The sequence below is a fragment of the Microbulbifer sp. THAF38 genome, from assembly GCF_009363535.1.
Lineage (GTDB): Bacteria > Pseudomonadota > Gammaproteobacteria > Pseudomonadales > Cellvibrionaceae > Microbulbifer.
This window is the reverse complement of record NZ_CP045369.1, coordinates 1670719-1694626: the sequence shown is the minus strand read 5'-3', so window position 1 is coordinate 1694626 and position 23908 is coordinate 1670719. Positions and strand designations below refer to the sequence as shown.

The window sequence follows — 23908 nt, the reverse complement described above, 5'->3', positions numbered from 1 at the left end:
AGCAACAATTCACTCAAAAAGCCGGTTTTTTAGGGATTCATCGAATAGGAACTTCACGGGAATGTCGCTGCGGGATACAAACTGATCTATCCCCTCGCATGACCATTTTCCTCACTCGCTGGACGACAAATGGATAGGCAGAATGAACGAATGGATGGTGGCTGGTCACCCAGCGCTGAGCTGGCGAGCGAATGAATATTGATAACAAAGAATAAACGGTTTCACGGCGCTGCAATAAAACAGGATAATTGCCCAGACAGGATTCAACCGGGATGTTTTGTCATGCCGGCAAGGCAGTGAAGCGGCCGGATAATCCGGTGTTCGTTCAGAGAGAAGAGATACGGAAAAAGACCATGGCCTATTTACTGGATGCCATTGATAAAAAAATCCTGGAGATTCTCCAGGAAGATGCCACTATCCCCAATATTGAGCTGGCAGAAAAAGTCTGCCTCTCCCCCTCCCCATGCTCACGCCGGGTCAAAAACCTCAATGAACAGGGCTTTATCAAGCGCGCCGTGACCCTCTTGGAGCCGGAAAAAGTGGGTCTTCCAGTCAGCGTCTTTATCCAGGTCACCCTCAACCACCAGGTGAAAAAAGAGCTGCAGGATTTCGAATCCGTTATCGGCCAATGGCCGGAGGTTATGGAATGCTACCTGATGACCGGTGACTTCGATTACCTGCTGCGTGTTGTAGTCCCAAACCTGCAGGCTTACCAGGAATTTCTCGATAAAAAGCTGACAGAGCTGCCGGGAATTGATCATATTAAGAGCAGCTTCTCTTTAAAGCAGGTACGCTACCGTACCGAACTGCCGCTGGATCAGTTGTTAGAGAAATAAATTTAGCAGGAACTTTGGGTTCCCACTTCTCCAAAAAAACTGCGGTAAATCACCCCCAGACTTATCAGCGCCTGTTTTACATTCAGGCGCTTGTTTAAATTCGAATTCTATCTTTCTTAACTCCACATCTATCACAACACAACTTAGTCTGACCTACAAAGTAAAGCCTGCGCACAAGAAATTGATTCAAGGGAAATAGTTGGGAAAATTAATCAGACGAGTCTTACTACTTGCCTCAATTGGCGGTGGTTCGATTGGGAGTATTATGATTGCAATAGATATTGCAACTTCAGGTCAATTGGCCAAGGAAACCGTAATTAGTAATGGCCTACTAATAGTAGTATTTATATACACAGTGTATGCAGGCTTAAAATTTTCACGATCCAGGTCAAACACTAAGAATCTTACCAGGGTTTTTTTCCTGCAAATCCCCTGGATTACCTCTCCTATTGTCAGCTTTAAAATTGCCAGAAGTATAGGTGCATCCTTTGCAATTATATATTCAACCCTAAATTAAAAATATCGCCTTAGCTTGGGAGCGGATTACTCACTTTCTTTATACAGTGATCAGCCCTTGGAAATTGGAATAAATTTAGCTGCAGTAAGCTTCTTGATTTTTATTCAACTATACAAAAAATCCATCTGAAAATTAAAAGGGTCGAGGGCTGGCTCTAACAGCCACCCCCCTTAACAGATACAGGCTTAATCTGCCTTACAAATCCGTGCCTCAGAATACCAACTGCCGGCCTGGCAGCTTGCCCCCTGCTCACAGTGCTCATCGGTTCTGCAATAACACTGACCATCGGCATTACAATGTGGCGTCAGGTAATTCTCAAGTGGATCTTGGCCACTGACACGCTCCCAGAACGGATTGGTAAAGACATTCTCCGGGTCCAGCTCAGCCTTGGCGTCGAGGAATTGTGACCATTTGGGGAAGCGTGAAGGCATATCCTCAAAAATAGCCACCGAGTTCTTACCCCAGTGCGGCCTGGCACCATACTTCCGCAGGGACATCTGTTCAATTTCCAGATTCACAAAGTAGTTTTTCGGCACCGCCTCACCACGCTGGCGAAGGGTGTACTCAATTCCTACGAAAGCGGTATCACGCCCGGCACTCATTCCCAGGTAGCTGTCGGAGGCCTTGCCAAAGCGGAAGTAAATTCCGTTCAAGGGGAAGCAAGTGCGCTCGCTGTGGGCGACAATCTGGCGTACATCGGCAATCCAGTTGGGCAGCTCCTCAAAAGGTATAGCCACTTCCTGCAAAGCAATGGGCAGCTTGTCCCAGACACAATTATTCGGCTCCTTACAAACAAAATGCTGCATCAGGTCCGCATGGCCTGTGGGTTTAATCAATTTCTTGAGGCCCGTATTAACATCGCGGAAGTAGGAGCTGGAGCGGGCCGTATAGCGCAGGGACGCGGCAAAGCACTGTAACGCTGCACTATCGGCCTCATGCAGGCTATCGAAAATCAAGCCAAAGAGATACTCGGAAAAATCAGAGACATCGGCTTGAGCGTTATAAGCATTGCCCCGGGTGTCCAAGGGAACCTTGTTATAGGTGGTTACCGTATAGCGCCCCAATCCAGGGAACCAGGCAATATTTGCGGAGTGGTTATCTCGGGCAAGATCCAAGACAACATTTTCCAGGTCGCTGTCATCCCGGTGCCCCTTCACTTTGGCCCGCACCTTGTAGCCCGGCTCTGCTTCGATGGTCACTTCAACCACAACCCCCAACACGCCCAGATTAACCCGTGCAGCATTGAGTAGCTCACCATTAATAACACGTAGATCCCCCTTACCATCAACGAGTTTTATCTCGGTGACATAATCCGAGATCATATTGCTCTTCTGGGTAAAGGTAGAACCGTGTGTGCCGCTACCGAGCATCCCACCAATGGAGAAGATCGCCAGCTCAGTGACCATAGGCACACTGAGGTCATGCTCTCGCAAATAAGCCGCCAAATTATTGAATCGCATACCCGCCTGTACGGTTACTAAGCGATTTTCCTTGTCCAGGCTAACCACCTGATCCATATTTTCCAGGGTGATTTGCACCTCTCCATTACCAGCACAGGCTGCGTCTATCTGGCTGTTGAAACGCCGTGTGCCAGTCATGACCTTGCGGCCCTGAGCGGCCGCATCGCGCACGATTGCCTGCACCTCGGCAATCGTTGAAGGGTCATGAATAACCCCAGGAAAACATTCCTGAGTCTCTTGGTAGTTTTTTATAACCTCTGGTACATCAATGGGTGGTGGTAACTGCTCCGCCGAAGCCCCCGCAGCAAAAAACAAACCTGCCGCACATAAAAAATTGGTGGCCCGGCGCAACAAATGACATCGCCCGGAGAGTAATTGATGGTACATGCCTTTGTTTCCTTGTTGTTGTATTACAGAGTCGTTGTAAGTCAACTTATTAGAAAAATTAACCAAACCTTGGCAGAAGCTCCCGGTTGATAATGTCCTGAACATTGCGGCTGTGATCCGGTGCCTTACCACGCAGGAAGTCCCCATATCCAGAACGATAAGCCGCGGCAGGGCGACGGCTTATAGAAGGCACCCATAGGGCATGGTTGGTAGTGGCGAATTCCAGGGAGTCGCTGGCGAGGATACAGAGTGGCCCCCTACTGAGTGCAGCGGCATCGAATATCCAAAATTCTTTGCCGTTGGATTGAGCACCACTCGGATATTTTCGAACAACGGCGGCTATCAGGTAGCCATCATTCTGAGCGGTGGACCCAGGTCGAGCCATAAACTGCGGAGTGCGCATCACACAGTCATCGGGGAACTGATAAGCATCGGCAATTTGCATACGGGAGCAATCCATATGCACCAAAGCAGATGGCCTGCTTTGCTCGGGCATATCCCAATAGCTATATAAACGTTCAGGGTAATTGCGGTATGCCCAGGATACACGCATTGAAACCAAATCGGGGCGGTAACCCACCGCGGCCCAATAGAGATGCTCAAAGGTTTCAGGAAACTGGAAGTGGCCACGATAAGCCGGGTCATTCATGTCCCACAACAGATTTTCATCTCGAATAACCTGATAGTCTTCCTTGATCTCACGCGCGAAGTCGGAGGTTACTTGTATCCGTGCCCGCACCAAACCACCGACATCCACCGGTGCTGCTGGATAGCCGGACAGCCATTTCGGTACCAGCCCGCCCTCCTGGAATATCTCATAGCGGAATAGCTGCTCAGACTTATCCATGGCCCCCATATACTGACCATAGAGGGTAATTTCACCAGCGCTATCATCATAATTACAAACAATATCCGAAGTATCGAAGCCCAACTCCAGATAATCGGCAATAATATCTTCGCGCCCAGGCACCATATCAGATTTGCGTAACACCCAGCAGCGGGTGCTGTGCTCCTGCGGCAATACAATATGGGTACCGAGAATACGGGTAGACTCCACCCTGGCCGCTGTCTCAAAAATAATGACATGATTGCGGGTAACCCCCAGGGAGTGAGAGCTGGCCGCAATGTAGGCGTTGTTTCCCTGACGATCGCGAATATTCCAGCTTTTAAAAGCCCCCTGCTGACCCCAGGAAATCAGGCGAATAAAGCCCGAGCGCCCGGAGTCACCCATGTTGCCACCATAATTTATGGTGATACATTCACCCGACTCCAGATCAAAGAAGGGGTGGCCTGTGGTACGAATTTGCGGGAACAGCCACTTCTTTGGCGTTAGGTTATCGAGCAGTGGCGGCAGGCTGGATTCCCACTCGTCCACTTCACCAATAGGCGTGATCATTTCCAGTGTGGTCGCATCGAATTCATAGGGCATTCCACCCTCGTAGCTCATAGCAAAGCGGTTATCACCCATATAATTGGGGGCCGTGTTGCAATAATTCATGAAACCCAGGTTTGCACTGGAATAGATCGTTCCCCCCAGCAGATTAAACTTGTCGAAACCACTCAAATCCTGCTCCTGCATAATTGCAGAGGCGGTTCTGATCATTTTTCGTGTAAAAGCAACACTACCATTACTAGCCCTACCACTAAAATCCAACCGGGTGAGTGCGCCTTTTCCGTTAGGGGTCAAATGATTAGGGGCGAGAGGGATACCTTCGGCCATCAGCAGGTGACCGGTGACATCATCTGGCAGGTTACCCTGAACTACCTTAAGAAAACCGGCTGAGTCCTGCAGACTACCGTGCATAATAGATTTCGGAAAATTCTCTAAGCGATTACTTGCCTGAGCTGTAGAAGATGTCATACCAGCAATAGGTAGCGCAGAGAGGGCACCAGCGGCTTTAAGAAGATCGCGACGTTTCATTATTTTCCTTGTAATAAAAACGGCCGACTGCTTTACCTGACCTTTTGCCTATAGATATAGATTTATATAGTTAACTCACTTCATCCATATATAAATTTTCTGCACCTTTGGAGTCCGATATGAAAGGTTAATCATCCCAGCTAGTTAAAAAGATCAAAGGTGTAACTACTGAAAACTGGAGAGCAGTTAATTATATTAAACTGCAAAAATCAAGAACGAGTTTATGACACTGTTAACCAGTATTCCCGATAGGGGACACTCCTATCGGGACCAAATAGTCAAACAAAAAAATACCGGTAAAACATCTACTAGATTGCACTTAGGCTCAGGAAAGAAAACTACACGAGCAGAAAGGCGAATCCATTTCAATATTTATCGCTCCTCTTAGATTTATAAACTTAGAGAGCTCTAAATCTCTAACTTAAGCCTCTCACCATTGGAATTATCTGAAAAACCTTCCCGCCGATAAAAATCTTCTGTTCTTTTCCACTTTTCCTTCTCTGGAGTGCTCACTTCCAGGCGAGACCAACCCTGCTCCTCTGCAATTTGAATCACCCGGTCAAGTAATCTTTTGCCGATCGATTGGCTACGGTATTCAGGCTCCACGTAAAACTCTTCAATCACACCGTAAAAACCTCCGGCATAAATAGCCGCAGACCTGGATACTGTAATAACAGCTACAGGGTTACCCTCAACATAATAAAGGAAGGCATTAAAACCACTATTACTGGCTAGCAATTTACTGCTCGCCTCGGCTAATTGTTCAGCGTTAATTTTTCGCTTATGCCCCACCAGAACAGTTAGCAACTTGGCAATCAAGTGCGCTACTACTGCAGCCTGCTTAGGCGTGGCGGGTAGAATTTGACCCTGCATCAATCTGCTCCCTGATCCTGTCAATCCTAAAAATAAGTCGCCCCCGGAGAATCCGCGAAGCTACTTAGGTAAAAATGTGATCACATTTGCAGCCTATCAGTCAGCAGGTGCGATAGCAAGTCGTGTCGAATATTGACTAAGACACTCAATGCGGGAAGATAGAGAAATAGTGTTCGCCCAAAACACTAAGTAACAAAAGTATCGAGCAGAATTATTAAGGGGCATTCATCGTGAGTCGCAAAAGTCTTGATATGCTGATCGCTGAGAACAGTCATTTGTGAAGTTATGGATGAGGATAAGCAGCGCTGTTGTGGATTTTTTTGAGAAGAGGAGAGTGAGTGAAGCGATGCATACGCTGAAAGCTCCCACTTGCTGAAAGCCCCCACTCAAGGGAGCTTTCATAGTCAATGAGATTTACTAATCCCAGCGATTAAATACAACGTGCATGCCGTGATTGTCATCACTAACAAATACGAAATAACCAGCATTCGTGTACCTGGAAGCACACACCTTGGTGCCGCCTGAAGTCTCTGTACACTCCATTTTGTAAGCTTCAATACCTGTCGTTTCATAGGCACACTGCTCAGACTGTCCCGCCAGGTTTTGTACAAGATCACGAGTGGTTCTAGCTAAAATAAAGCGGTAATCACCAAAGTAACGATAGTTATACGCATCCTGGTAATAAGCCTGGGAATCCCAGCCAGAACCCAGTAGATCGGAGTAACATTGCGCAGGGTTAGCTACCCACAGCATATCCATGTCATTGGAAGAATGTACCCCAGGCCAGCGTTGCTGATCATGCTTGGAAAGTACTATGTTTGTGGAATCAACGTAATCCTTTACAACGACATAATCGCCTTCATCACTCTCAATACGACAAATTGGTGCACTGCCAACAAACTCATCACATTGCACATCATCCAGTGTAATTTGGGTGGTGGAAGTGATACAGCTGGCTGCATAATTTTTTGCCCAGTTCTTCACCGCAGTAATGGCATACTCGCGCTTATCTTCGATTTCATGGTAGAAATCTGAATAAATGCGATACACCTCACGATCGTTGGTATTGCTTTGAGTCGCAACCTCTGAACACTGACTAAAATTCGGTAAATCAAATGTTGTATCTGCCTGAGCAGGAATGGTGCCAGCCACAGCCAAAATCGTCGCAGTTAATTTTGCAATAGTTTTCATTCGTAGTCCTCCATGAATTAACTCTCTCAAAATCGGCGCGGATTCTAGCAAAGGGGAGCAGGCAATTGAAACATTTTTGTAATATGGCGACAGGGCTGCCCACGACAAACCTAACGATGAAGTAATTTCAGCTGTCAAACCATCTGCAAGTGAGTGCGCACTATTAGACTACAGGAGGCCTAAATAGAAATTTAAACCTAAACAACATAACAGGCTGAATTAAAAAATTTATCCAAAAGCTATACTTTTGCTTCAAACATTCTGATTGATCAGCCCAACCAGCCGCTCCAGCTGTTTTCCTGCTTGAGAATACACCCCTATCTTATCTTTCATAGGAAAGCCACAGTTAACCCTTAAGTAATCTTTATAAAAATTTAGGGTGCTAAAGCATGACCCTGCCCTTATATCCAAGCCTTGCTCCTGGGCAAGACACGCAAAAACCTGTTCATTTAACCCAGGAATCTGTAGCCATAAAACCAGTCCACCAGCAGGAGCACTGATACGAGCCCCGGAAGGGAGTCGGTCAGTCAAAAAATTACGATACTGAGCTACTTGCTCTACCAATCTGGGCCTCAATGCCGACAGGTGCTTGGCATATTGCCCACTAGCAACAAAATCGGCCAAACCCAATTGAAGAGGTGAATTTACCCCTAAACTTTCCCATTGACGCTGATGCCTGTAGTCACTTAGATAACGACCAGGGAAACACCACCCCAGCCGATAACCAGCACTAAGCGTTTTTGATATAGAGCCACACCATAGTAAATAACCCCCTTTATCCCAATGGCATGCTGGCAGTGGAGGGGTACCTCGGTGATCAAGCTCATGGTAAATATCGTCCTCAATAATTGGGATGTGGTATTTATTCGCCAACTCGGCTAACTGCTGTTTCTGTGCAACATTAAGACTGATGCCGGTTGGGTTCATATGGCTACAGGTAAAAAGCCCTGCACTGATACTCCTTTTTTGCATCTGTTACTCCAACTGATGCAAATTCAATCCCTCAGCGGTAGAAGGAATCTCCACAACATTCCTCCGCATTCTTGCCAGGAGTTGAAGGAGCCCGCTGTAGCAAGGGGAACTAATGGCCACCGTATCTCCGGGTCTAGTGGTTACCTCCAGCGCTGTGCGTACTGCATCGAGACAACCATTGGTTATCACAAGCTCTGAGGCTTGAAAGTGAAATCCTGAGCTCCCAAAGTGCTCACTAAGCGAACGACGTAGCGGTAATTCTCCTTGCACATCAGGATAAAGGCATACCCTCTCCCCCTGACTTCGAGTGGCACGGCGTAAACTTCGCTCCAAACCATAAACAGGCTGCAATTCCGCAGCCAACTGAGTTATTCCGAGTGGTCCAGGCAGCACAGAATAGGAGGACCCACCTGTACTCGGCACTGTTGCCTGACTAGCAAAAGTAGGCAACTCGGGAAGTGTCCCCACGGTTAGAGGCTGTCTCACATAAAAACCAGACTGAGGCCGGGCTTGTACCCATCCTATCTCCTCAAGATAACGATAACAGTTTAGTGCGGTAGTCATGCTGACCTCATTCTGCTGGGCAAGCTGCCGTAATGAGGGAAGCTTTTGCCCCGCCTGCACTCTTCCCATGCGCACATCATCTATTAAACGATCAGCCAGACTCTTATACCGCATGACTACTCCCCTCCGACATCCTCAGCTCGCCCTGAGCAGAGGCCCTTAAGGGGAAGCAAACCAACAAACTGTATACTTTTTTTGGTTCAAATCTGTATCTGTACCTAATCCCAGAATGCACAGAAACTATCCCGATATCAATGGGACTGAAGTTATGCGCTATAAAGACCTGGCATTGGGAATTTTTGTGACGGTAATTTGGGAAATGAACTTTATTGCTATCAAAATGGGCACCACCAATCTCAATCCAATGCTTCTCACCGCCCTGCGCTTTGCTCTTGCGGCAATACCGGCCATTTTCTTTATACCCAGACCTCCCGTAGCCTGGCGATATATCCTTAGCTATAGCCTGGTATTCGGTACGGGTACTGGGGACTAGCCACTTATTCAATTACAGCAGGGCTTTCTCCAGGGATGGCTTCATTGCTTCTTCAGCTCAATGCAGCAATCAGTGTATTGATCGGTTGGCTGATTCTAAAAGAAACCATAAGCACTCCAAAGTTCTTAGGGGCCAGCCTGGCGCTCTTAGGCCTGTGACTAGCCTTGCTTATTGAAGATGGTAGTGTCAGCTTTTTCGGTGTGAACCTGGTGGTAATGGCAGCAACCTGCTGGGGGGTTAGTGGATTGATAATGAAGGCTGCGAACACTAAGCAGGTTTTTGCCTTTATCGTTTGGAGCCTACTATTCGCTCCTTTTCCTTTAATTGCTCTTGCGCTGGCTTTGGAAGGTAAAGAGATTTTATACAGCCTAATTGAAATAGATAAGCGAACTATCTTTTCAATTCTATTCCAGGCTTGGCCTACCACATTACTTGGATATTGGATCTGGAATCGCTTGGTCGTCACTTACCCGCTATCTACCATTGCACCCCTCACCTTACTGGTACCAGTTTTTGGACTTTTTGCGAGCTGGCTATTTTATCAAGAGCCTCTGGGGCCAATTAAAATAGGTTCAGCTTTATTGATTATCTCAGGATTACTGATTGGACTAATCAAGTGGGATAAGAGAAGAAGTGGAAAATCGATGCAACCAAATGCTTCTTAATCACTAAATAACACTGTATTTTGAGCGGATAGGGTCCTCCTATCCGCTCGAAATTCCGAGGTCTAAGGCAAACAAGATGATGTAGAGAAGAAGTATTTCACCTCGTAATCACTACACGCCTCTGTAGCGCAGAAGAAACGATAATTAGTACCAATATCTCCGACAAGTAGATCTTCACCAGTTAGCCTATAGTCCAACTTGGAATCCGCTAAACGTCCGACGATGCCAACTACATCCCCTACTTCACAATTACTGGAAATGTTACCAGCCGCTTTCTGCTCATTAAAACTTTCATAGTCTATGTCTCCCGAGGATGGATCATCATTGTTGAGCCAGTCGGTCGCATAATATCCGGCATTAACTAATGAGTTGGAAAGTTTATGCACCCCTAAAGCATTAATTTCATTCCCATGACGACCATGGAAAGCAAATAGCTGCTGGGTTGAGGTAGAGGAGTAGATCGCACAGGAACCCTGTTGAGAGCCACCAGAAACTGTCTCACCTGTGTTGGAGGTCAGTTTCAAATAATAAACACTGCCGGAACTGTATTTTTCATCGTCCCAGCAAATTTTGACATCATCGAGGTATTCCCCACTGGCGGAATCAAAATTCAGAACAGAGCCCATTGAGCCCCCATCTCCATCGCCATACTCAATGCAAAGTTCATGTTCACTCGCATTTGCATGGCTGACAGCTTGCCGGAATTCATAACAGGCTTTTAAACCATCAATACGGCTTCCAGAACGAATCTGCACTGACTTAAGATTCATTGTGCCACTTCCGAGTAGCTTACGCTTAACAAGGTCGATAGAATCAAATGAATCCCCACCAGTTCCACCAATCTCATCTTTTTTCAGATAGCCAAAATCAGAGTAAGCTTCCTGGCTCGCAAGCCAGAATCCATCAAATACTTTGTAGTAATTCACCCAAACCGAAGTGGTTATCCCCTGAGCATTCCTTTCAGCATAAAGTTCAGATTTCTCAAGGGCATTGTAGGGCATTCCATAGCGATAACCTTTAGCAGCACAAACACTGTAGCCATCAGGCCAGGCACCAGTGGACTCACTGATATGCCAGTTGCGATCATCATCCACACAGGCAAATACACGTTCTGACGAGCAATTGTAATCTCGGATCTCGCCATCATTAGTCAGCCAACTACAGTTGTGTTCGGTACCCGGTGAATCATCTCTCCAAGACCACAAATAGTCTTCTATTTGTGGAGCCTTGGAAGCACCAATAGTTGTTGCATTGGCTTCAACTAAAGCCAACTCAATTAACTGATAACCTGCTTGCGCTTTTTCTTGAACGGTATCACCGTAAATTTTAATATCGTTTTTGCTGTATTCTGTGGTCGCATCCAGTGCGACACTGAAATTCCCGTTTTTATAGTGGGTAGTCGCACTGCTATTGCCATCAGAATCCGCTGTCAATTGGCTGGAGTTTTGTGCCAAGGGTTCATTGGAAGTCAGATTACCAAAAGCATCCATCTCATCCACACCAATCCAGACATTTCTTAAATACTTGCTGGTATGTGACTCATCGTGATAATCGCAAAGATTATCGTCTCCGGTGTGTGGGTACTCTCTGGGGACCTGAGTAAAAAGAATAATATTCCGTCCTGCATCCAGCACGTCTTGCTTTGTCAACGTTTGCACCGGTAATGAGGCGCAATCACCTTCGGAATACCCCCAGTCCGTTGGTTTGAAAACATAGTCCCCTAAGCGGCTCTCTATCTTCTCACCAATTTTGTTTCTGAAATTTTGATGATAGTCGGAGTCGTAGGCTTCAAATTTTATGAACAACACCTCATCCTGATTATCTTCAAGAAAATCGGTGATTTCATCAAAGCCATCCCCCAGAGTTGCTGCGGTACCAGCCATATAAATACACATGGTGGCCTCTTCAAGCCCCATATGGCACATATGTGGAGTAGAGCTAAAAGTGGATGAAGGATAGGTATCGTACTCCACCAAGCGGATGCCACGATGGAATAGTTTTTCCGGAGCATACCATTGGTTAACATCGGTATAGACTCCCTGGTCCCACTGGTAAGAGGCATAGGCGTTGTGTGCGCCGGCCCAAAGCGTTTTAGATAAAGGTGCCCGGGTGTCGATTTGCCCCTGTAAATCCAGTCGCTGTACCTTTGCATCACCGCTATCTATTTCACCAACTGCCATCATCGACACTGAGATTCCCAGTACCAGCAGAGGAATGGAGTTTATTTTTAGCATTATTTATTCCTGAAAGATTACTTGATAGTGGCCGCACCAACTTAAGAGCGTTTCCTCGAACTTATTCAATGAATTAAAAAATTAAAATAAGTACTAACGTTCCAGGAAAGAAATTACCCTAAAACGCTGCGGCATCAATACGCGCTTAACGCTACTTAACTATTTCACAATGCATGCATATTTCCGGGCGAGAAAACCAATGGATAACTTCAATTTCCCTAAGCTATTCACTTCTTATATTTCAAAACTCGCATAACGAGTAAAAAAATACTCGAAACCAACTTACAAAGTTGCTTTTTCATGAGATTTCGTATTTGGCACAAGAGAACCACCAGTAAACGATATCATTCCGGAATGACCATTAAGTTTCAGTTTTACTTCTCTTTCCTGAATAAACTGGCTAATTGACCACGTCACGAGGAGGATTCAGGCACCATTTACAACACACTCGTAGAAAAATGGACAAAGCTATAGGCGCCCAGATTTTTCTTCCTAAGAAGTTGAAGTCTGCACCAAATCAAAAGTACGGATACACAATGACCTTTTCAGTTGACAGGGATTTTACCCAGGCACTTGATAGATTTAGCGCGCTACTGGAGCCAATAGAACCAATCGCCGTTGGTGATGTAGCAACAAGGCGTGAGATTGGAGAGAGGGTTCTTAGAGAAGTACTTCGCACGCAGCCTATGCCAAGTGATGTTTTAATTGAAGATTTTCTGGTAAAGGCAGCGGATGGGTCCAGTATGCTGTTACGCTGGTATTGTAAGGAGGGTTCGACACCGGGCTCAGCAGTTCTCTACCTGCATGGTGGTGGCCTGATCTTTAACGATGTTGGGATATACGACCAAACAGTCGCAAACTATGTCTCTAAGAGTGGGATTCCATTTCTCTCAGTAGATTATCGTAAAGCGCCGGAGCACCCCTTCCCTACCCCTATTGAAGATTGCTACTCCGCATTGAGTTGGTTACATAAGAATGCCAAGCAGCTAAATGTAGACCCCAGTCGACTAGCTGTTATGGGAGATAGTGCTGGCGGGGGGTTATCTGCCGCACTAACCATCCTGACAAGAGAGCGGAAAGGCCCCTCTTTGGCAAGGCAAATCCTTATCTACCCAATGCTTGATGATCGGAATATTATCGAGGATCCAAATCTGGCCCCTTTAGTACTCTGGACCAATGATGACAACCTCACCGCCTGGCGTGCCTATCTCGGGGATGCCGCAGGCACAAACAACGTTAGCCCTGTAGCTGCCCCGGCACACTTGAAAAACGCTGAGGGATTGCCTCCAGCATATATTGAGGTGGGCGAGCTGGATATCTTTCGTAATGAAGATATCCAATATGCACGGCTACTCACCAATGACGGGGTGAGCACGGAGTTTCACCTGCGCCCTGGCGTTATTCATGCGTGGGAAGTCTTCGCACCAGAAATCCCGATCTCCGTGAGAGCCATGAATGACCGCATCCGGGTTATCCAATCTTTTTAATCACTTCACCAAGCTAACAAATGTAGCTCTGCACGATAACAAAAATATGCTGAAGTAATTTATCCTTTCTCACCTGAATTAAACCAAAACTCGACTTCATCAGTATCCTGTTCAAAAGAGGCGGCATGTTCGGTATAGGCGGGCACATGGTACCAATCACCAACGCCAAATCGTTGCACAACACCATTCATGCTCAGTATCAGTTCCCCTTTTGTAATCACCCCATAATTATCCGTTTCATGGACATGGACTGGAATAGTCGTGCCTGCGGGATAAGAAGCAAAAAGTACATCACTTCCTTTCGCTTCAAGTTTATAAGCATCAAAGCGACCATCATATAGAGGCAGCTGTTTAATTCTATTGGGGTAACTTCCGGACATAATACAGACTTCCTTGTTATAAAATCCTAATCTCACTCCAAAAATGAAACATCAATTCAAAACTGACAAGGAGTGAAATACACACACTTAAAACATCACAGCAGCTCTCAAGAGAAAACCTCTGAGAGCGACAAATATAATCTTAACTATTTTCAAGAAAAGCAAGGCATTTATAGTAAATAATATCTTTCTAGAAGGATGTACCAAATGAAGTTAACGGCCACCAAATCCATCGCCCAGTAGATATCACATTAAAACTTCACTAGCGGGTTTTAACCTCAATTGAGAATTCTGCACCCTCTAAAGAATCGAAGTAGTCTGGGTTAGCAGGATCATTGATTAACTTGCCACTAAAAGAGACTCCCTCCTCCTTTTTCTTTTGCTCAAATAGATCCGGGAGTGTATTTTTCCTGGAAAAATCATATCCTTTTCCAGATGTAACGCCCTCCTCAAAGGCAGCACTAATATCTAGTGGTTTATGACGTACTTCTTTGACGGGCACATTTTGTTCTTCATGCTTATCAGCCATATCCCTGCCAACCTCAATTTCAGGCGAAGATTCTTCTTCCAAAGATTCACCTGGCCCTTCAAGGTCCACCAAGACATCATCCAGTTTTACAGAATCACCTCTTGCCTTATCCGCAGCAATATTGGAAGTTTTTGAGCTTTCTCTTGGCGGCTGAGAAGGTTTATCACATGCTACCAAGATAAAAAGTGAAATGAGTATCAAACCATATCTAAACATAACTGCTAAAAGTAAAAAAATATTTAGTCGAGACCGAGCTTGCAAAGCTTTAAGAAGAGAATCTGTAGTTATGCTTCATATTACCATAGTCTTATTTAGCATGAAATCCTGATTTCATTAGATAGTACCTCCAAAAGCTAACCATCCAGTAGAACGATTTACTATAAATGGTATATTCCATATCCTCGATTGCCTCTCCTCGCTTACCCTGGGTAACCCAGCATCCAGATTAGAAAAGGTAAATCATTCTGATCAGCGCGACAAATCACCACCTACTTATAAGCTCATCAACCTCTCAATTCCGTACGTCTTAGATTTGCACTCGATCACCTCCTCTTAATGCACTGAATATGAAACAAAAGAGATTGCGACATTTAGGACCAGGCCAAGGCATACATATCCTTTCTGATTATATGTGAATTCGATCATACCTTACCAAATAAGAGGCGTACTATTCAGTTACGGTTTAAAATTTCTCGAAACAATTTGGCACCCCAACTATCCTTATCAGATTATTCATAACAACTCCCTCGAAATGACGCTTTATTCACACCCCAAATATCCACCCTTTCGAATAAGCTTTGTTGGTAACAACGATACTTCCCCCATGAGAAATCTTTTAACGTCAGCCAACCAAATCAATCTGAGAGATAAGATGAATACAAAAACATCAATTCTTGCGTCATTGTTTTTCACATTATTTTCCAATCTACCCCTGGCAAATGAGACATTTAATAATGTATTAGACGACTCTGATTTAAACTCTTTAAAGTCTGTAGCTAAGCGAGCTATCGACAAGCAAGATATTTCCACATCCGATGTGGTTCAACTAGCGGGCAGGTCCAATTTTCAAGTTGAAGAAACCAATGAGTCTATAGATATCTATTTATCTGTTGATGGAAACTCTGTAATCATCAACTCAGAAAGATCTGATAGTGATTCTAATCAAATAACTACATCCATTAGAGTCGCCAATGCAAACTATACAATCGAATTCGATAGTGACAACCGCAGTGGTGTTATGCATGGATACGGGTCAACGCTTGGGGTTGAAGACAAAATACTACTTTATGTCACTTTGGCAAAGATGGAAGAGAACAGATGGCGAGAATCCAGTAGCTTGAGTAAATCCCGACTCTATAGATTGATTAATTGGCTTTCTGAAATGCCCGCCGGCACAACAATCAACACTACCAAACTGGGAGAATAAACCAGCGGGAGAAATATATTCGGGCAATTAGCGATTAAATGAAACATCTCAGTCCAAATAATAAGGAAAAGTAGAAGTAGAAGTAATTTTAAAAATACAATCAAACATGCAAACTAACCGGGTCTAAACCGTCCTCCACCCAACTAACCAGCATCAGGTTTTAGTTCGAGTGAAAAGACAAGTATTCCTTTTGAAACTTAATTATAAGCTTAATGTTTCGATCCGCTAGAGATAGTGATAAGTGAAAGGAGTATTAATCAAAAACTTCAAATTTGTAAGATGTCAAAAGAAAGCCAAACACCTCGAAAAACTTCATCTTGAATAAGATAAATAAATATGGAATAAAAAAGGAAAGCTAAAGTAAAAAATAATGTTCAGCCGGTGGACTGTATGAATTCATAAAGCTGTCAATCGGGCGGCCAAACAACCATTGATTCTACAACATTAGATACTGGGGTATATCGGTAGCGTTAGAGAGAGATGGTAAATGATAAATCTCTTCAGGAATTTATGCTAATTAACTCAAAAATCAGCATACTTTAGCGATTAACGAGATACCAGGTTTTTTGCCTGCCCTCGGTATTAAAACGGGCTTCTCTCTAGAACCGCCTCCCCAAAAGGAGACGGCTAGGAGTACCTAGGTTACTGGCAGGAACTCTGCTCCCAGTACTGGGGTGCAGCCGAGGGGGACCACCAGTTGGGCCCAAAAGTAGAAATATATACCTGACCCTCGAAAGTTACTCGATCACCGACTGCATAGCCCCCATCACCCGCGTAAGGCTGCTGAAACTCGGGGCAAGAGGCTCCCGAACCTTCATCACCGCCAGCATTGTCATCGACACTATTGTCATTGCTATCGTCTGATCCCGTGCCAGTATCACTGTCAGAGTCATCACCCTCTGTCTGGCATGTGGTTTCGCTCCACAATGTTGGCGCTGAGCTCGGAGACCACCAATTGGGCTCGTGCTTAGATTCGTAGGCAACCCCTTCGTAAATAACTACATCGCCAATCGAGTAGCCTGGATCACCAGCATACGGCTGCTCGAAGGTTGCACAGCTGCTGCTTCCTGAACTCCCAGTATTCTCACTATCACCGGTTTCTCCAGAGTCATCGTCACCTGTAGTGGCATCATCCTGGTCAGCGCTAAGTTCGTATCCAATCTCAACATTTCTCAGGCCGCTACTGCCCAACAGGTAGATGCTATTGATACCGTACAACGGCTCAAAACTACTACTGCCATCATAATCACCAGCTCGAATGCTGGATTGCTCCTGATTGATTAACTCAGCTAGATCGTGAGACCAGTTTTCGGCAATCCCCTGTTCACCAGAAGTTATCTCCAGAACAGTAGAGTAAGAATCGTTTTCGCCAGAACTATCAAAAACACGGGTATACACCTTATCCCCAACATTTAAGTCCTGAGTTGGGTTAATTGTGCCTCCAACACTCCATTCAGTATTGGTTACATTATCACCGTCAAACTCAACGTCGATAACGTTATAGAAGGCATTCACCGTGTCCCCAACATCCCAAACAGCAAGAATCACATGGTAGCCCTCACGATTTGGCACCTGACACTCGTGAGTCATATCTGTTGGAGGCTGCTCATAGTTCCCATCCACTTCGCAGAAGGGATCAAGATCAAACTGGTCTCGAGTCAAGGCAAAATTCGGGTTCCAGTTTTCCTTGGTAATATAATATTTCCAATCGCGGCTTACATGGTTTGCAGTAAAGTGCCATTTAAAGGTTTGCCAACCAGAACTAATATAGTTTTTAACCCAACGATCAGAAGATTGTTCATTCAATTCAGACCAGGAGCTATTCCCAGCACTGGCGATTTGGCCATCGGCTGGGCCACTATCAGGGAAACCCTCGGCACCCTCAACACTTTGGGGCTCCCACTGGACAGCGCCACAGCCAGTATTCATTTCTCCAGTATCAAGAGGGTACTTGCACAGAGTTCCACGTGCAGAGGCAACACCACCATCAGCTGCTTCTACATAACCATGGCTAAGTGCATTGGAGCTGAGTCCGGCCAGTACTACAGCCATTAATGCATGATTAAAAATAGGTTGTTTTAATACAGATGCTAATTTGGTTTTCTGGTAAATCATATTTCTGCCTGTTATTCAATTTTGTCCAATATCCTTCCCCTGTTGAGCTAGTTCCTTAGCCAGTTGAAGCATGTGTATGCCTCAAGAGCAGCGTTTGCGACAAAGCTATGGACCGCCTTCAATTAATACGGTTCCTATCGCCAGTCCAAAAAAAGACGAAAATTAAAAAAATGGGAGGTCAGTAATTTATTCTATATGAAGCAAAGAAATGAGGAATAGGTTAACCCAAAAACAACTATACCTGTAAATTTAAACTACACATAAAGGCTTTGACATCAAGCTATAGCTTAAGATTAGAAATCAAGAGGTGATTAAAAATAGCATTTAAAAACCTGAAGATAATCGATGTAGCTCAACCTGAAATAAATCACATGAAATCCACATTTCTTACACAATTTAAATGTACCCTTTTATATTCTTGTATGTAGGCACATTGAATTTGCCCCACAAGCACATCAAAGAAAGCCTTCGCTTTTTTAGCTTAAACTAACCAAGCATGCCTCCCACTATCTAGTCAAGCCTAATCCGCAACAAAGGCTAACTGTAGATCCCGCTTACTACCAAACGTCATGTTAGGCCCCATAAATAACCATGTAGCTATGGCTTACTAAATTTTCATATTGCCATGAGTAACTATAAAAACCACTCAAAAAGTTAAATCCCCCCCTAGGCAAAACCAATATCAATTTTGCCGAACCTGTTTGACATCAATCCTCACCTTCATAATTAAATAAACTACTGCGTCGATAACTAACCGACCAATATCTGTCGTCAACAATGTAATTTGATGATATTGGAAGGGTCACCATACAATTTATCGTTATACCGCTTTAGACCAATCGGTCACATAACTTACAAATTTCCAATAAGGGGGTTCGGTCATAGCAGTTCGATTGAGAGGCGGTTATGCTGCTTGTCGTTTCAGACCTGAATGTACTTGGGCAACTGGAACGAATGCAGGAACGTTACGCTCTGATGGGTATGGTTCCTGTTTGGGGCTGGTACTCTATAGTGGCGCGCTAGAACTTAATCGAATGTTTGCTGTTAATTTCAACATTAGTAATTTGGAGAAATTCAACTTCAATAGCCAGGGAGTATTCTCCGAGATGAATTTACGCCGAGGCGGCAACTAAGTTGGCCACCAAGGTGTTAAGTTAGATCTTGCCTCTGGCCGAGTTACCTGGGATGATCTCAATCATGGCTCTGGTAATTCAAAAGCCAATAAGATGATTAACTCTATGGTTTGACCAATAGATTTTGACCTGGTAGATATTAGCTTTTCGTCTCCAGGTCTAACTTGACTCTTCAGTAAAAAACACTAAGCCTATAAAACGCCTCTCTACGGCTTTAGTTTAAACCCTCTACTCTACCCTCCCCTCTCCATATTGTGACTCTTGCAAAACTCCACATAGGGACGAGATGATATTACTAAATAAAAAACTGCAGATACGATCACAACCAACCAAATACTCGAGACAAAATATAGAATCCACAAGTATGTCAAGAATGGCAAGGTGAAGACAATTAACTTATGAATTCCTGCTCCGGAAATATGTAATGTTGCATATATAGATACTAGAATGCTCAAGGAAACACATAGCAAAAGTAGCGACGAAGACTCCAATGTCAGCATCAGTAAGCTCAATAGCACAAATACAATAAGTCCAAACCAGCGAGTATTAGGCTCAAGGGCCCCCATGCTAATAGGCGCAGCCATATAACTGACGACATGATATCCGGTCACAATTACCATAAGTGCTGCCCAGCTATCCGCATTAGCTAGAACAATCGCTGCTAAAACCCAGTTAACTAGAATCGATCGCCTGGAAATATTGTGTACCGGATCCAATACGGCTAACCACCGAGGCATTTGTCCTACTTGTGCCATCCCAAATAAAATTCTTGATGAAGCACCAAGATACGTATATCCAGATGCAGAAGGGCTGGTAACACTGTCTACCAACAATACAAGCGCCAGAAAATGCAGACCAAGAAGAGTCGCTAAATCTAAGAGTGGCGATGCAAAATTTAACCCCTGCCAACCGCCATTCTCAATCAATAGCTCATGTGGCACTGCTTCCATAAAGGCAAATTGTAGCGACAGGTAGACTAATGTGATAATAACTATCGAAAGAATAATAGCCAATGGAATATTGCGTCTGGGTTTTTTGATTTCACTAGCAAACGCAACACTCACTTGAAAACCATTGTATGAATAAATAAGTCCAGCACCAATAATGGCAGAGAATGCACTATGGAACTCAAATTCCTGATTAGAGGAGAGAGAAAAATTGGAACCAGTTTGATTCCGCGTGAAAACTACAATGAGCAATACCGTAAGTGCAAATAGCGGGGTAAATATCTTCAGTACTGTGACCACGTTATTGATTTTAGTTAACCAGCGAATTCCATAAAAATTAACCATCAGATAAAGACCCAAAATACTGAGGGCCAGTACTTTTCCCCAGGTCGTGAGCCTATAGTTTTCTATCAGTAAAGAGGATCCAATTGCTGATGAAAGGTACTGTGTTGTAGCTTGAGCTTCTGTAGCAACCACCATCAGAATGCCAAACCAATTAGCAAAGGCAAAAGGCATACCAAAGATATTGTTATACGATAAAGCACTGGCTTGAGCTAATGCTCCCCTTACTGGATGAATTGCCACGACACGAGCAAGACAAAGGCCTACCATCAAAACCAGAGCTGCTGTTAGGATCCAAGCTGCGAATGCCCAGTTGCCGGCATATCTTGCTGTCAATTGAGCACTGAAAAGCCAGCCTGACCCGATCATACAAGTTGCGCTGAGCAATGTTGCACTAAGCAGTGTAACTTTCTTCTTGCCGCGCTTGGATTGTTGCATATTGAATATGTGTTTATACAATAAAAACAATAACAGATTGTTATCTTTATTAAACGAAGATTCTCGAGATCTTGATAGTCGTACCTCTTCGGTAAGAAGCTTTGTCCAAAGCTTACCCCAACCTATGCAACTTGCCTTATATACAAGACTTAATCCTCTACTTTAGATCCTCCGATGGTCGCTGGCGTCACTTCACAATGAAAAAAGCGCTTAATATGCTTTTTAAGCTCCCTGGATCAAGAAAGGCGCTTAACCGGCAATGATGATATTTTGACACTATTTTCATCATTGCACACCTAAACTTTAAGAATTTTCTATTTGCAGCACCCCAATACACATGGTATTTATCCGCAGATAGATGAACTTTACTTATGAACAAGAAAGATTGACAGACTTATACATCCTATGCCGTCACTGAGGTGCCTGATAAAGTTTGCACTTGCACATCAATGGCTACAGAATATTAAATCATGTTTTTTACTTAGATTTTGTGTAAACTCCTTATTGAGCAATTCGGCGCCCTGCAAATACAGCTCGCTTTCTTGGCTAAAGGATTAATCAGCCGTTTATTTACCGGGGAAAGAATAAACTTTTCAATCATAGGGAGTAAGTGCAAATTGAACATACTTCTATCCAATGAAAACAAGGGTACACTTAAAAATAAGTGCTCAAGAAAATCAGAGATTCCTTTGTTTAACTTGGACTCCAGAAATAACGGTTCCGGGTCAGTCGAACATATTGAATGTTAATAACAGGATCTTCAAAAAATAGATTTGATCTAGGATCTTCAGATCAAAAAACTGAAGCCCACTTGACAACAAGCGGGCCTCAATCAATTCAACATATTAATTGAAAAATCACATTAAATATCTAGCTAAGATTAAGGTACGAGTTGGTAGCTATTACCCAGGTCATCCTTAAGTACCATGGCTATGCCATCCATAGCTGAAACCTGTAAAGGATCATTTAGAATTCGGCTCCTGAATGTCCACCCTTCAGGCAGGTTAAGACGAGCACCTAGATTTTTTAAATCGTCCATCTGTAAGTTGTCATCTTCAAGTCGACTAAAAGACTGCATGATATATACCTGCCCATTGATATCTGTTAACTCATAGACACGTCTACCTTCATAAAATAACCAGGTGTTATCCCTTAGTACTTTACCAGGAACATAGGCAACGTCCTCCCCTTGACTATCAGTCAGATCAACGCTAGTTAATAAACGCATTTCTAACTCGCCAAATAATCGGTATTCATCGTCTGGACTGGGTAAAATGATGTCGCCACCTAGATTTTCATCCACAACAAAAAAACGAGGCCCATTGGGTATGGCTGATAGTGCATCATATTCCGCAGCTATATCACTAAGATCTAGAGCCTCCCACTGGGCCTGTGGGCAATAGTTAACTCCCGGTGTACCCCAGATTTCAGCTGTTATACTTGAGCCATCTTGATATGAAAGCAAAATTTCACAATAACGGAAATTAAAGGATGGACCACCAGCGCGCAATGGTTCTTCTGGAGTGGTGGTTCGCAGAAAGTTTAATAAGTGAATAGCTAACTCTTCACCCACATCCTCTTGAATAAAGTGCCCAGCCAAAAAACGCCTGTGATCATTACCATCCGAGCCAGGCACATGCTCGATCCACTTTTGTTGGTTTTCCTCGCTGCCTAAGCCTCGGTCGAACTCACCGGCATTAAACATAAAAGGATTATGAAATGCTCCGAGTGTTTGCCAGGCAATTATATTTTGCATCTCGATATCAACAAACATAGCAGGAAAAGCACGTATTGCCGCTTTATAATCAATACTGGGATAAGGTGCGTTGTAAGCGGAAATTTCTTCATCAGTTAACTGGTAGACTGTCAAGACTTGCACCACATCTCCGGCCAATAGCTCAGGCACACTAGATGCATAGTCAATCCACTGCTGGAATCCCTCAACTTGATCGCTTGACCGGGAGGCAAAAAATGTTGCTGCATCACCTAATGACTCGTCTAACTCAAAACTAGGGTAAATATGTGGATTTTTACCAGGAGGGATTATTGGCAGTGTACCATTGGCGACAACTAATCTCGCAATATGGTGCGACATTTCACCGGCAATTCGAAGACCAAAAAGACTACCCCAATCATGTACGAAAAGATTGATATTAGTTAATTGTAATTTATCAATAAAGGCTTTCGTCCAAGCAACATGCTGTTCGAATTGGTGAATCGTGACATCAACTGGCTTATCTGACTTACCCATGCCGATGTTATCGGGTGCTATTACCCGGTAACCAGCTTCTGCGAGGATAGGAATCATTTTCCGATAAAGATAGGACCAACTTGGCTGGCCATGCAAGAGTAATACAACATCCCCATCAACTGGCCCTACATCCACATAATGCATACTTAGGCCATCAATTTCTGCGTAATTAGCAGCAAACTCATAACCGGGCAATGAATCAAAACAGGCCTCTGGAGTGACCATATACTCCACACCAGCATCGGTAACTTGCGTTGTGTTTTCTGCTGATTTACAGGCCTCGCTATTCGGCCCAGAGGAGTCTGGTATTTCTTCTGTTGTTTCTTCAGAGTTATCTGAGTTACAAGCAGTGATTAAAACTCCAAGCATAAAGGCGCCAATGATATTTGGCCATCTGCGCTTAGAGTTAATCTCTTTAATATCTGGTGATAAAGAGTGATTTGCCATGGATGTATTCCTTTTGCAGTCAGTGAACAGTAAATGCCAGAAGTGAGGAATACAGATATCACTACTACAACACCGCAAAGAAGGTAGGATTGTTCAGATGGTGTAAATATTCGTATCAATGGTGCTTTAAGCCATATTATTCAACACAAAGAATTCAAATAGTCATCTAGATTTCTTACACTTAACTCGAACTTAAGAATAACCAGTGGATTTAAATTGCCTTACCTCCACACAAATCAAAAATATTCGCTGAGAAACTTTCAAAAAGACCAAAAACTTTTTTACTTATGGCTTATATTT

Annotated in this window: 16 protein-coding genes and 1 pseudogene; 6 read left to right on the top strand and 11 right to left on the bottom strand. The window is 44.1% G+C overall.

The annotated features are described in order from the left end of the window. Positions 1-353: 353 nt before the first annotated feature. Entirely contained in the window at positions 354-836 is a 483-nt protein-coding gene (locus FIU95_RS07190) for an Lrp/AsnC family transcriptional regulator (RefSeq protein WP_152456185.1), read from the top strand. A gap of 702 nt (positions 837-1538) precedes the next feature. On the opposite strand, the gene FIU95_RS07185 is transcribed toward FIU95_RS07190, so the two are convergent. From FIU95_RS07185 to FIU95_RS21425, 5 genes and pseudogenes are all read right to left on the bottom strand, one after another. Continuing rightward, on the bottom strand, positions 1539-3200 hold the full coding sequence (locus FIU95_RS07185; protein WP_152452839.1) for a D-arabinono-1,4-lactone oxidase: 1662 nt from the start codon (positions 3198-3200) through the stop codon (positions 1539-1541). Between the two features lie 58 nt (positions 3201-3258). Beyond that, positions 3259-5121 carry a carotenoid oxygenase family protein gene (locus FIU95_RS07180; protein ID WP_152452837.1) on the bottom strand — a complete coding sequence of 621 codons (1863 nt, stop codon included), beginning with the start codon at positions 5119-5121 and terminating at the stop codon, positions 3259-3261. A 408-nt stretch (positions 5122-5529) separates the two neighbouring features. Next, the gene (locus FIU95_RS07175; RefSeq protein ID WP_152452835.1) at positions 5530-5994 is read right to left on the bottom strand and encodes a GNAT family N-acetyltransferase; all 465 of its coding nucleotides are present in this window, start codon (positions 5992-5994) and stop codon (positions 5530-5532) included. A 417-nt stretch (positions 5995-6411) separates the two neighbouring features. Further along, positions 6412-7185, bottom strand: a complete 774-nt coding sequence (locus FIU95_RS07170; RefSeq protein ID WP_152452833.1) for a hypothetical protein — start codon at positions 7183-7185, stop codon at positions 6412-6414. A 252-nt stretch (positions 7186-7437) separates the two neighbouring features. Continuing rightward, positions 7438-8835, bottom strand: a pseudogene (locus FIU95_RS21425) (PLP-dependent aminotransferase family protein). Between the two features lie 154 nt (positions 8836-8989). Here FIU95_RS21425 and FIU95_RS21300 point away from each other — a divergent pair. Genes FIU95_RS21300 through FIU95_RS21290 form a run of 3 tightly spaced genes read left to right on the top strand, consistent with a single transcriptional unit; the run spans position 8990 to position 9879 of the window. Beyond that, positions 8990-9214 carry a hypothetical protein gene (locus FIU95_RS21300; RefSeq protein WP_216646315.1) on the top strand — a complete coding sequence of 75 codons (225 nt, stop codon included), beginning with the start codon at positions 8990-8992 and terminating at the stop codon, positions 9212-9214. A 35-nt stretch (positions 9215-9249) separates the two neighbouring features. Next, positions 9250-9372: a hypothetical protein gene (locus tag FIU95_RS21700; protein ID WP_216646314.1), complete on the top strand. Its 123-nt coding sequence runs from the start codon at positions 9250-9252 to the stop codon at positions 9370-9372. 6 nt (positions 9373-9378) lie between these two features. Then, the gene (locus FIU95_RS21290) at positions 9379-9879 is read left to right on the top strand and encodes an EamA family transporter (protein WP_216646313.1); all 501 of its coding nucleotides are present in this window, start codon (positions 9379-9381) and stop codon (positions 9877-9879) included. 62 nt (positions 9880-9941) lie between these two features. On the opposite strand, the gene FIU95_RS07150 is transcribed toward FIU95_RS21290, so the two are convergent. Beyond that, on the bottom strand, positions 9942-12113 hold the full coding sequence (locus FIU95_RS07150; protein ID WP_152452827.1) for a jacalin-like lectin: 2172 nt from the start codon (positions 12111-12113) through the stop codon (positions 9942-9944). 536 nt (positions 12114-12649) lie between these two features. Here FIU95_RS07150 and FIU95_RS07145 point away from each other — a divergent pair. Beyond that, the gene (locus FIU95_RS07145; protein ID WP_152452825.1) at positions 12650-13600 is read left to right on the top strand and encodes an alpha/beta hydrolase; all 951 of its coding nucleotides are present in this window, start codon (positions 12650-12652) and stop codon (positions 13598-13600) included. A gap of 59 nt (positions 13601-13659) precedes the next feature. Here the strand turns inward: FIU95_RS07145 and FIU95_RS07140 are convergent, their stop codons facing one another. Next, complete coding sequence (locus tag FIU95_RS07140; protein ID WP_152452823.1) at positions 13660-13980, bottom strand: cupin domain-containing protein; 321 nt, start codon at positions 13978-13980, stop codon at positions 13660-13662. A gap of 262 nt (positions 13981-14242) precedes the next feature. Next, positions 14243-14725 (bottom strand): hypothetical protein, encoded by a 483-nt coding sequence (locus FIU95_RS07135; RefSeq protein WP_152452821.1) that lies wholly within the window; start codon positions 14723-14725, stop codon positions 14243-14245. A gap of 655 nt (positions 14726-15380) precedes the next feature. Between FIU95_RS07135 and FIU95_RS07130 the strand changes: the two genes are divergently transcribed. Continuing rightward, a complete protein-coding gene (locus FIU95_RS07130; RefSeq protein WP_152452819.1) occupies positions 15381-15935 on the top strand; it encodes a hypothetical protein in 555 nt (184 codons plus the stop codon). A gap of 642 nt (positions 15936-16577) precedes the next feature. Here FIU95_RS07130 and FIU95_RS07125 read toward each other — a convergent pair. The 3 genes from FIU95_RS07125 to FIU95_RS07115 all read right to left on the bottom strand — a co-directional run bounded on the left by FIU95_RS07125 (position 16578) and on the right by FIU95_RS07115 (position 23608). Continuing rightward, positions 16578-18050 (bottom strand): lytic polysaccharide monooxygenase, encoded by a 1473-nt coding sequence (locus FIU95_RS07125; protein WP_152452817.1) that lies wholly within the window; start codon positions 18048-18050, stop codon positions 16578-16580. A gap of 1366 nt (positions 18051-19416) precedes the next feature. Then, complete coding sequence (locus tag FIU95_RS07120) at positions 19417-20910, bottom strand: APC family permease (RefSeq protein ID WP_152452815.1); 1494 nt, start codon at positions 20908-20910, stop codon at positions 19417-19419. Between the two features lie 880 nt (positions 20911-21790). After that, positions 21791-23608: a haloalkane dehalogenase gene (locus FIU95_RS07115; RefSeq protein ID WP_152452813.1), complete on the bottom strand. Its 1818-nt coding sequence runs from the start codon at positions 23606-23608 to the stop codon at positions 21791-21793. Positions 23609-23908: the final 300 nt, after the last annotated feature.

Coding starts and splice junctions, on each gene's coding strand:
- FIU95_RS07135 (WP_152452821.1), bottom strand. CDS start 14,725: ATGTTTAGATATGGTTTGATACTCATTTCACTTTTTATCTTGGTAGCA.
- FIU95_RS07145 (WP_152452825.1), top strand. CDS start 12,650: ATGACCTTTTCAGTTGACAGGGATTTTACCCAGGCACTTGATAGATTT.
- FIU95_RS07185 (WP_152452839.1), bottom strand. CDS start 3,200: ATGTACCATCAATTACTCTCCGGGCGATGTCATTTGTTGCGCCGGGCC.
- FIU95_RS07115 (WP_152452813.1), bottom strand. CDS start 23,608: ATGGCAAATCACTCTTTATCACCAGATATTAAAGAGATTAACTCTAAG.
- FIU95_RS07120 (WP_152452815.1), bottom strand. CDS start 20,910: ATGCAACAATCCAAGCGCGGCAAGAAGAAAGTTACACTGCTTAGTGCA.
- FIU95_RS07180 (WP_152452837.1), bottom strand. CDS start 5,121: ATGAAACGTCGCGATCTTCTTAAAGCCGCTGGTGCCCTCTCTGCGCTA.
- FIU95_RS07175 (WP_152452835.1), bottom strand. CDS start 5,994: ATGCAGGGTCAAATTCTACCCGCCACGCCTAAGCAGGCTGCAGTAGTA.
- FIU95_RS21700 (WP_216646314.1), top strand. CDS start 9,250: ATGGCTTCATTGCTTCTTCAGCTCAATGCAGCAATCAGTGTATTGATC.
- FIU95_RS07170 (WP_152452833.1), bottom strand. CDS start 7,185: ATGAAAACTATTGCAAAATTAACTGCGACGATTTTGGCTGTGGCTGGC.
- FIU95_RS07190 (WP_152456185.1), top strand. CDS start 354: ATGGCCTATTTACTGGATGCCATTGATAAAAAAATCCTGGAGATTCTC.
- FIU95_RS07125 (WP_152452817.1), bottom strand. CDS start 18,050: ATGATTTACCAGAAAACCAAATTAGCATCTGTATTAAAACAACCTATT.
- FIU95_RS07130 (WP_152452819.1), top strand. CDS start 15,381: ATGAATACAAAAACATCAATTCTTGCGTCATTGTTTTTCACATTATTT.
- FIU95_RS21300 (WP_216646315.1), top strand. CDS start 8,990: ATGCGCTATAAAGACCTGGCATTGGGAATTTTTGTGACGGTAATTTGG.
- FIU95_RS07150 (WP_152452827.1), bottom strand. CDS start 12,113: ATGCTAAAAATAAACTCCATTCCTCTGCTGGTACTGGGAATCTCAGTG.
- FIU95_RS07140 (WP_152452823.1), bottom strand. CDS start 13,980: ATGTCCGGAAGTTACCCCAATAGAATTAAACAGCTGCCTCTATATGAT.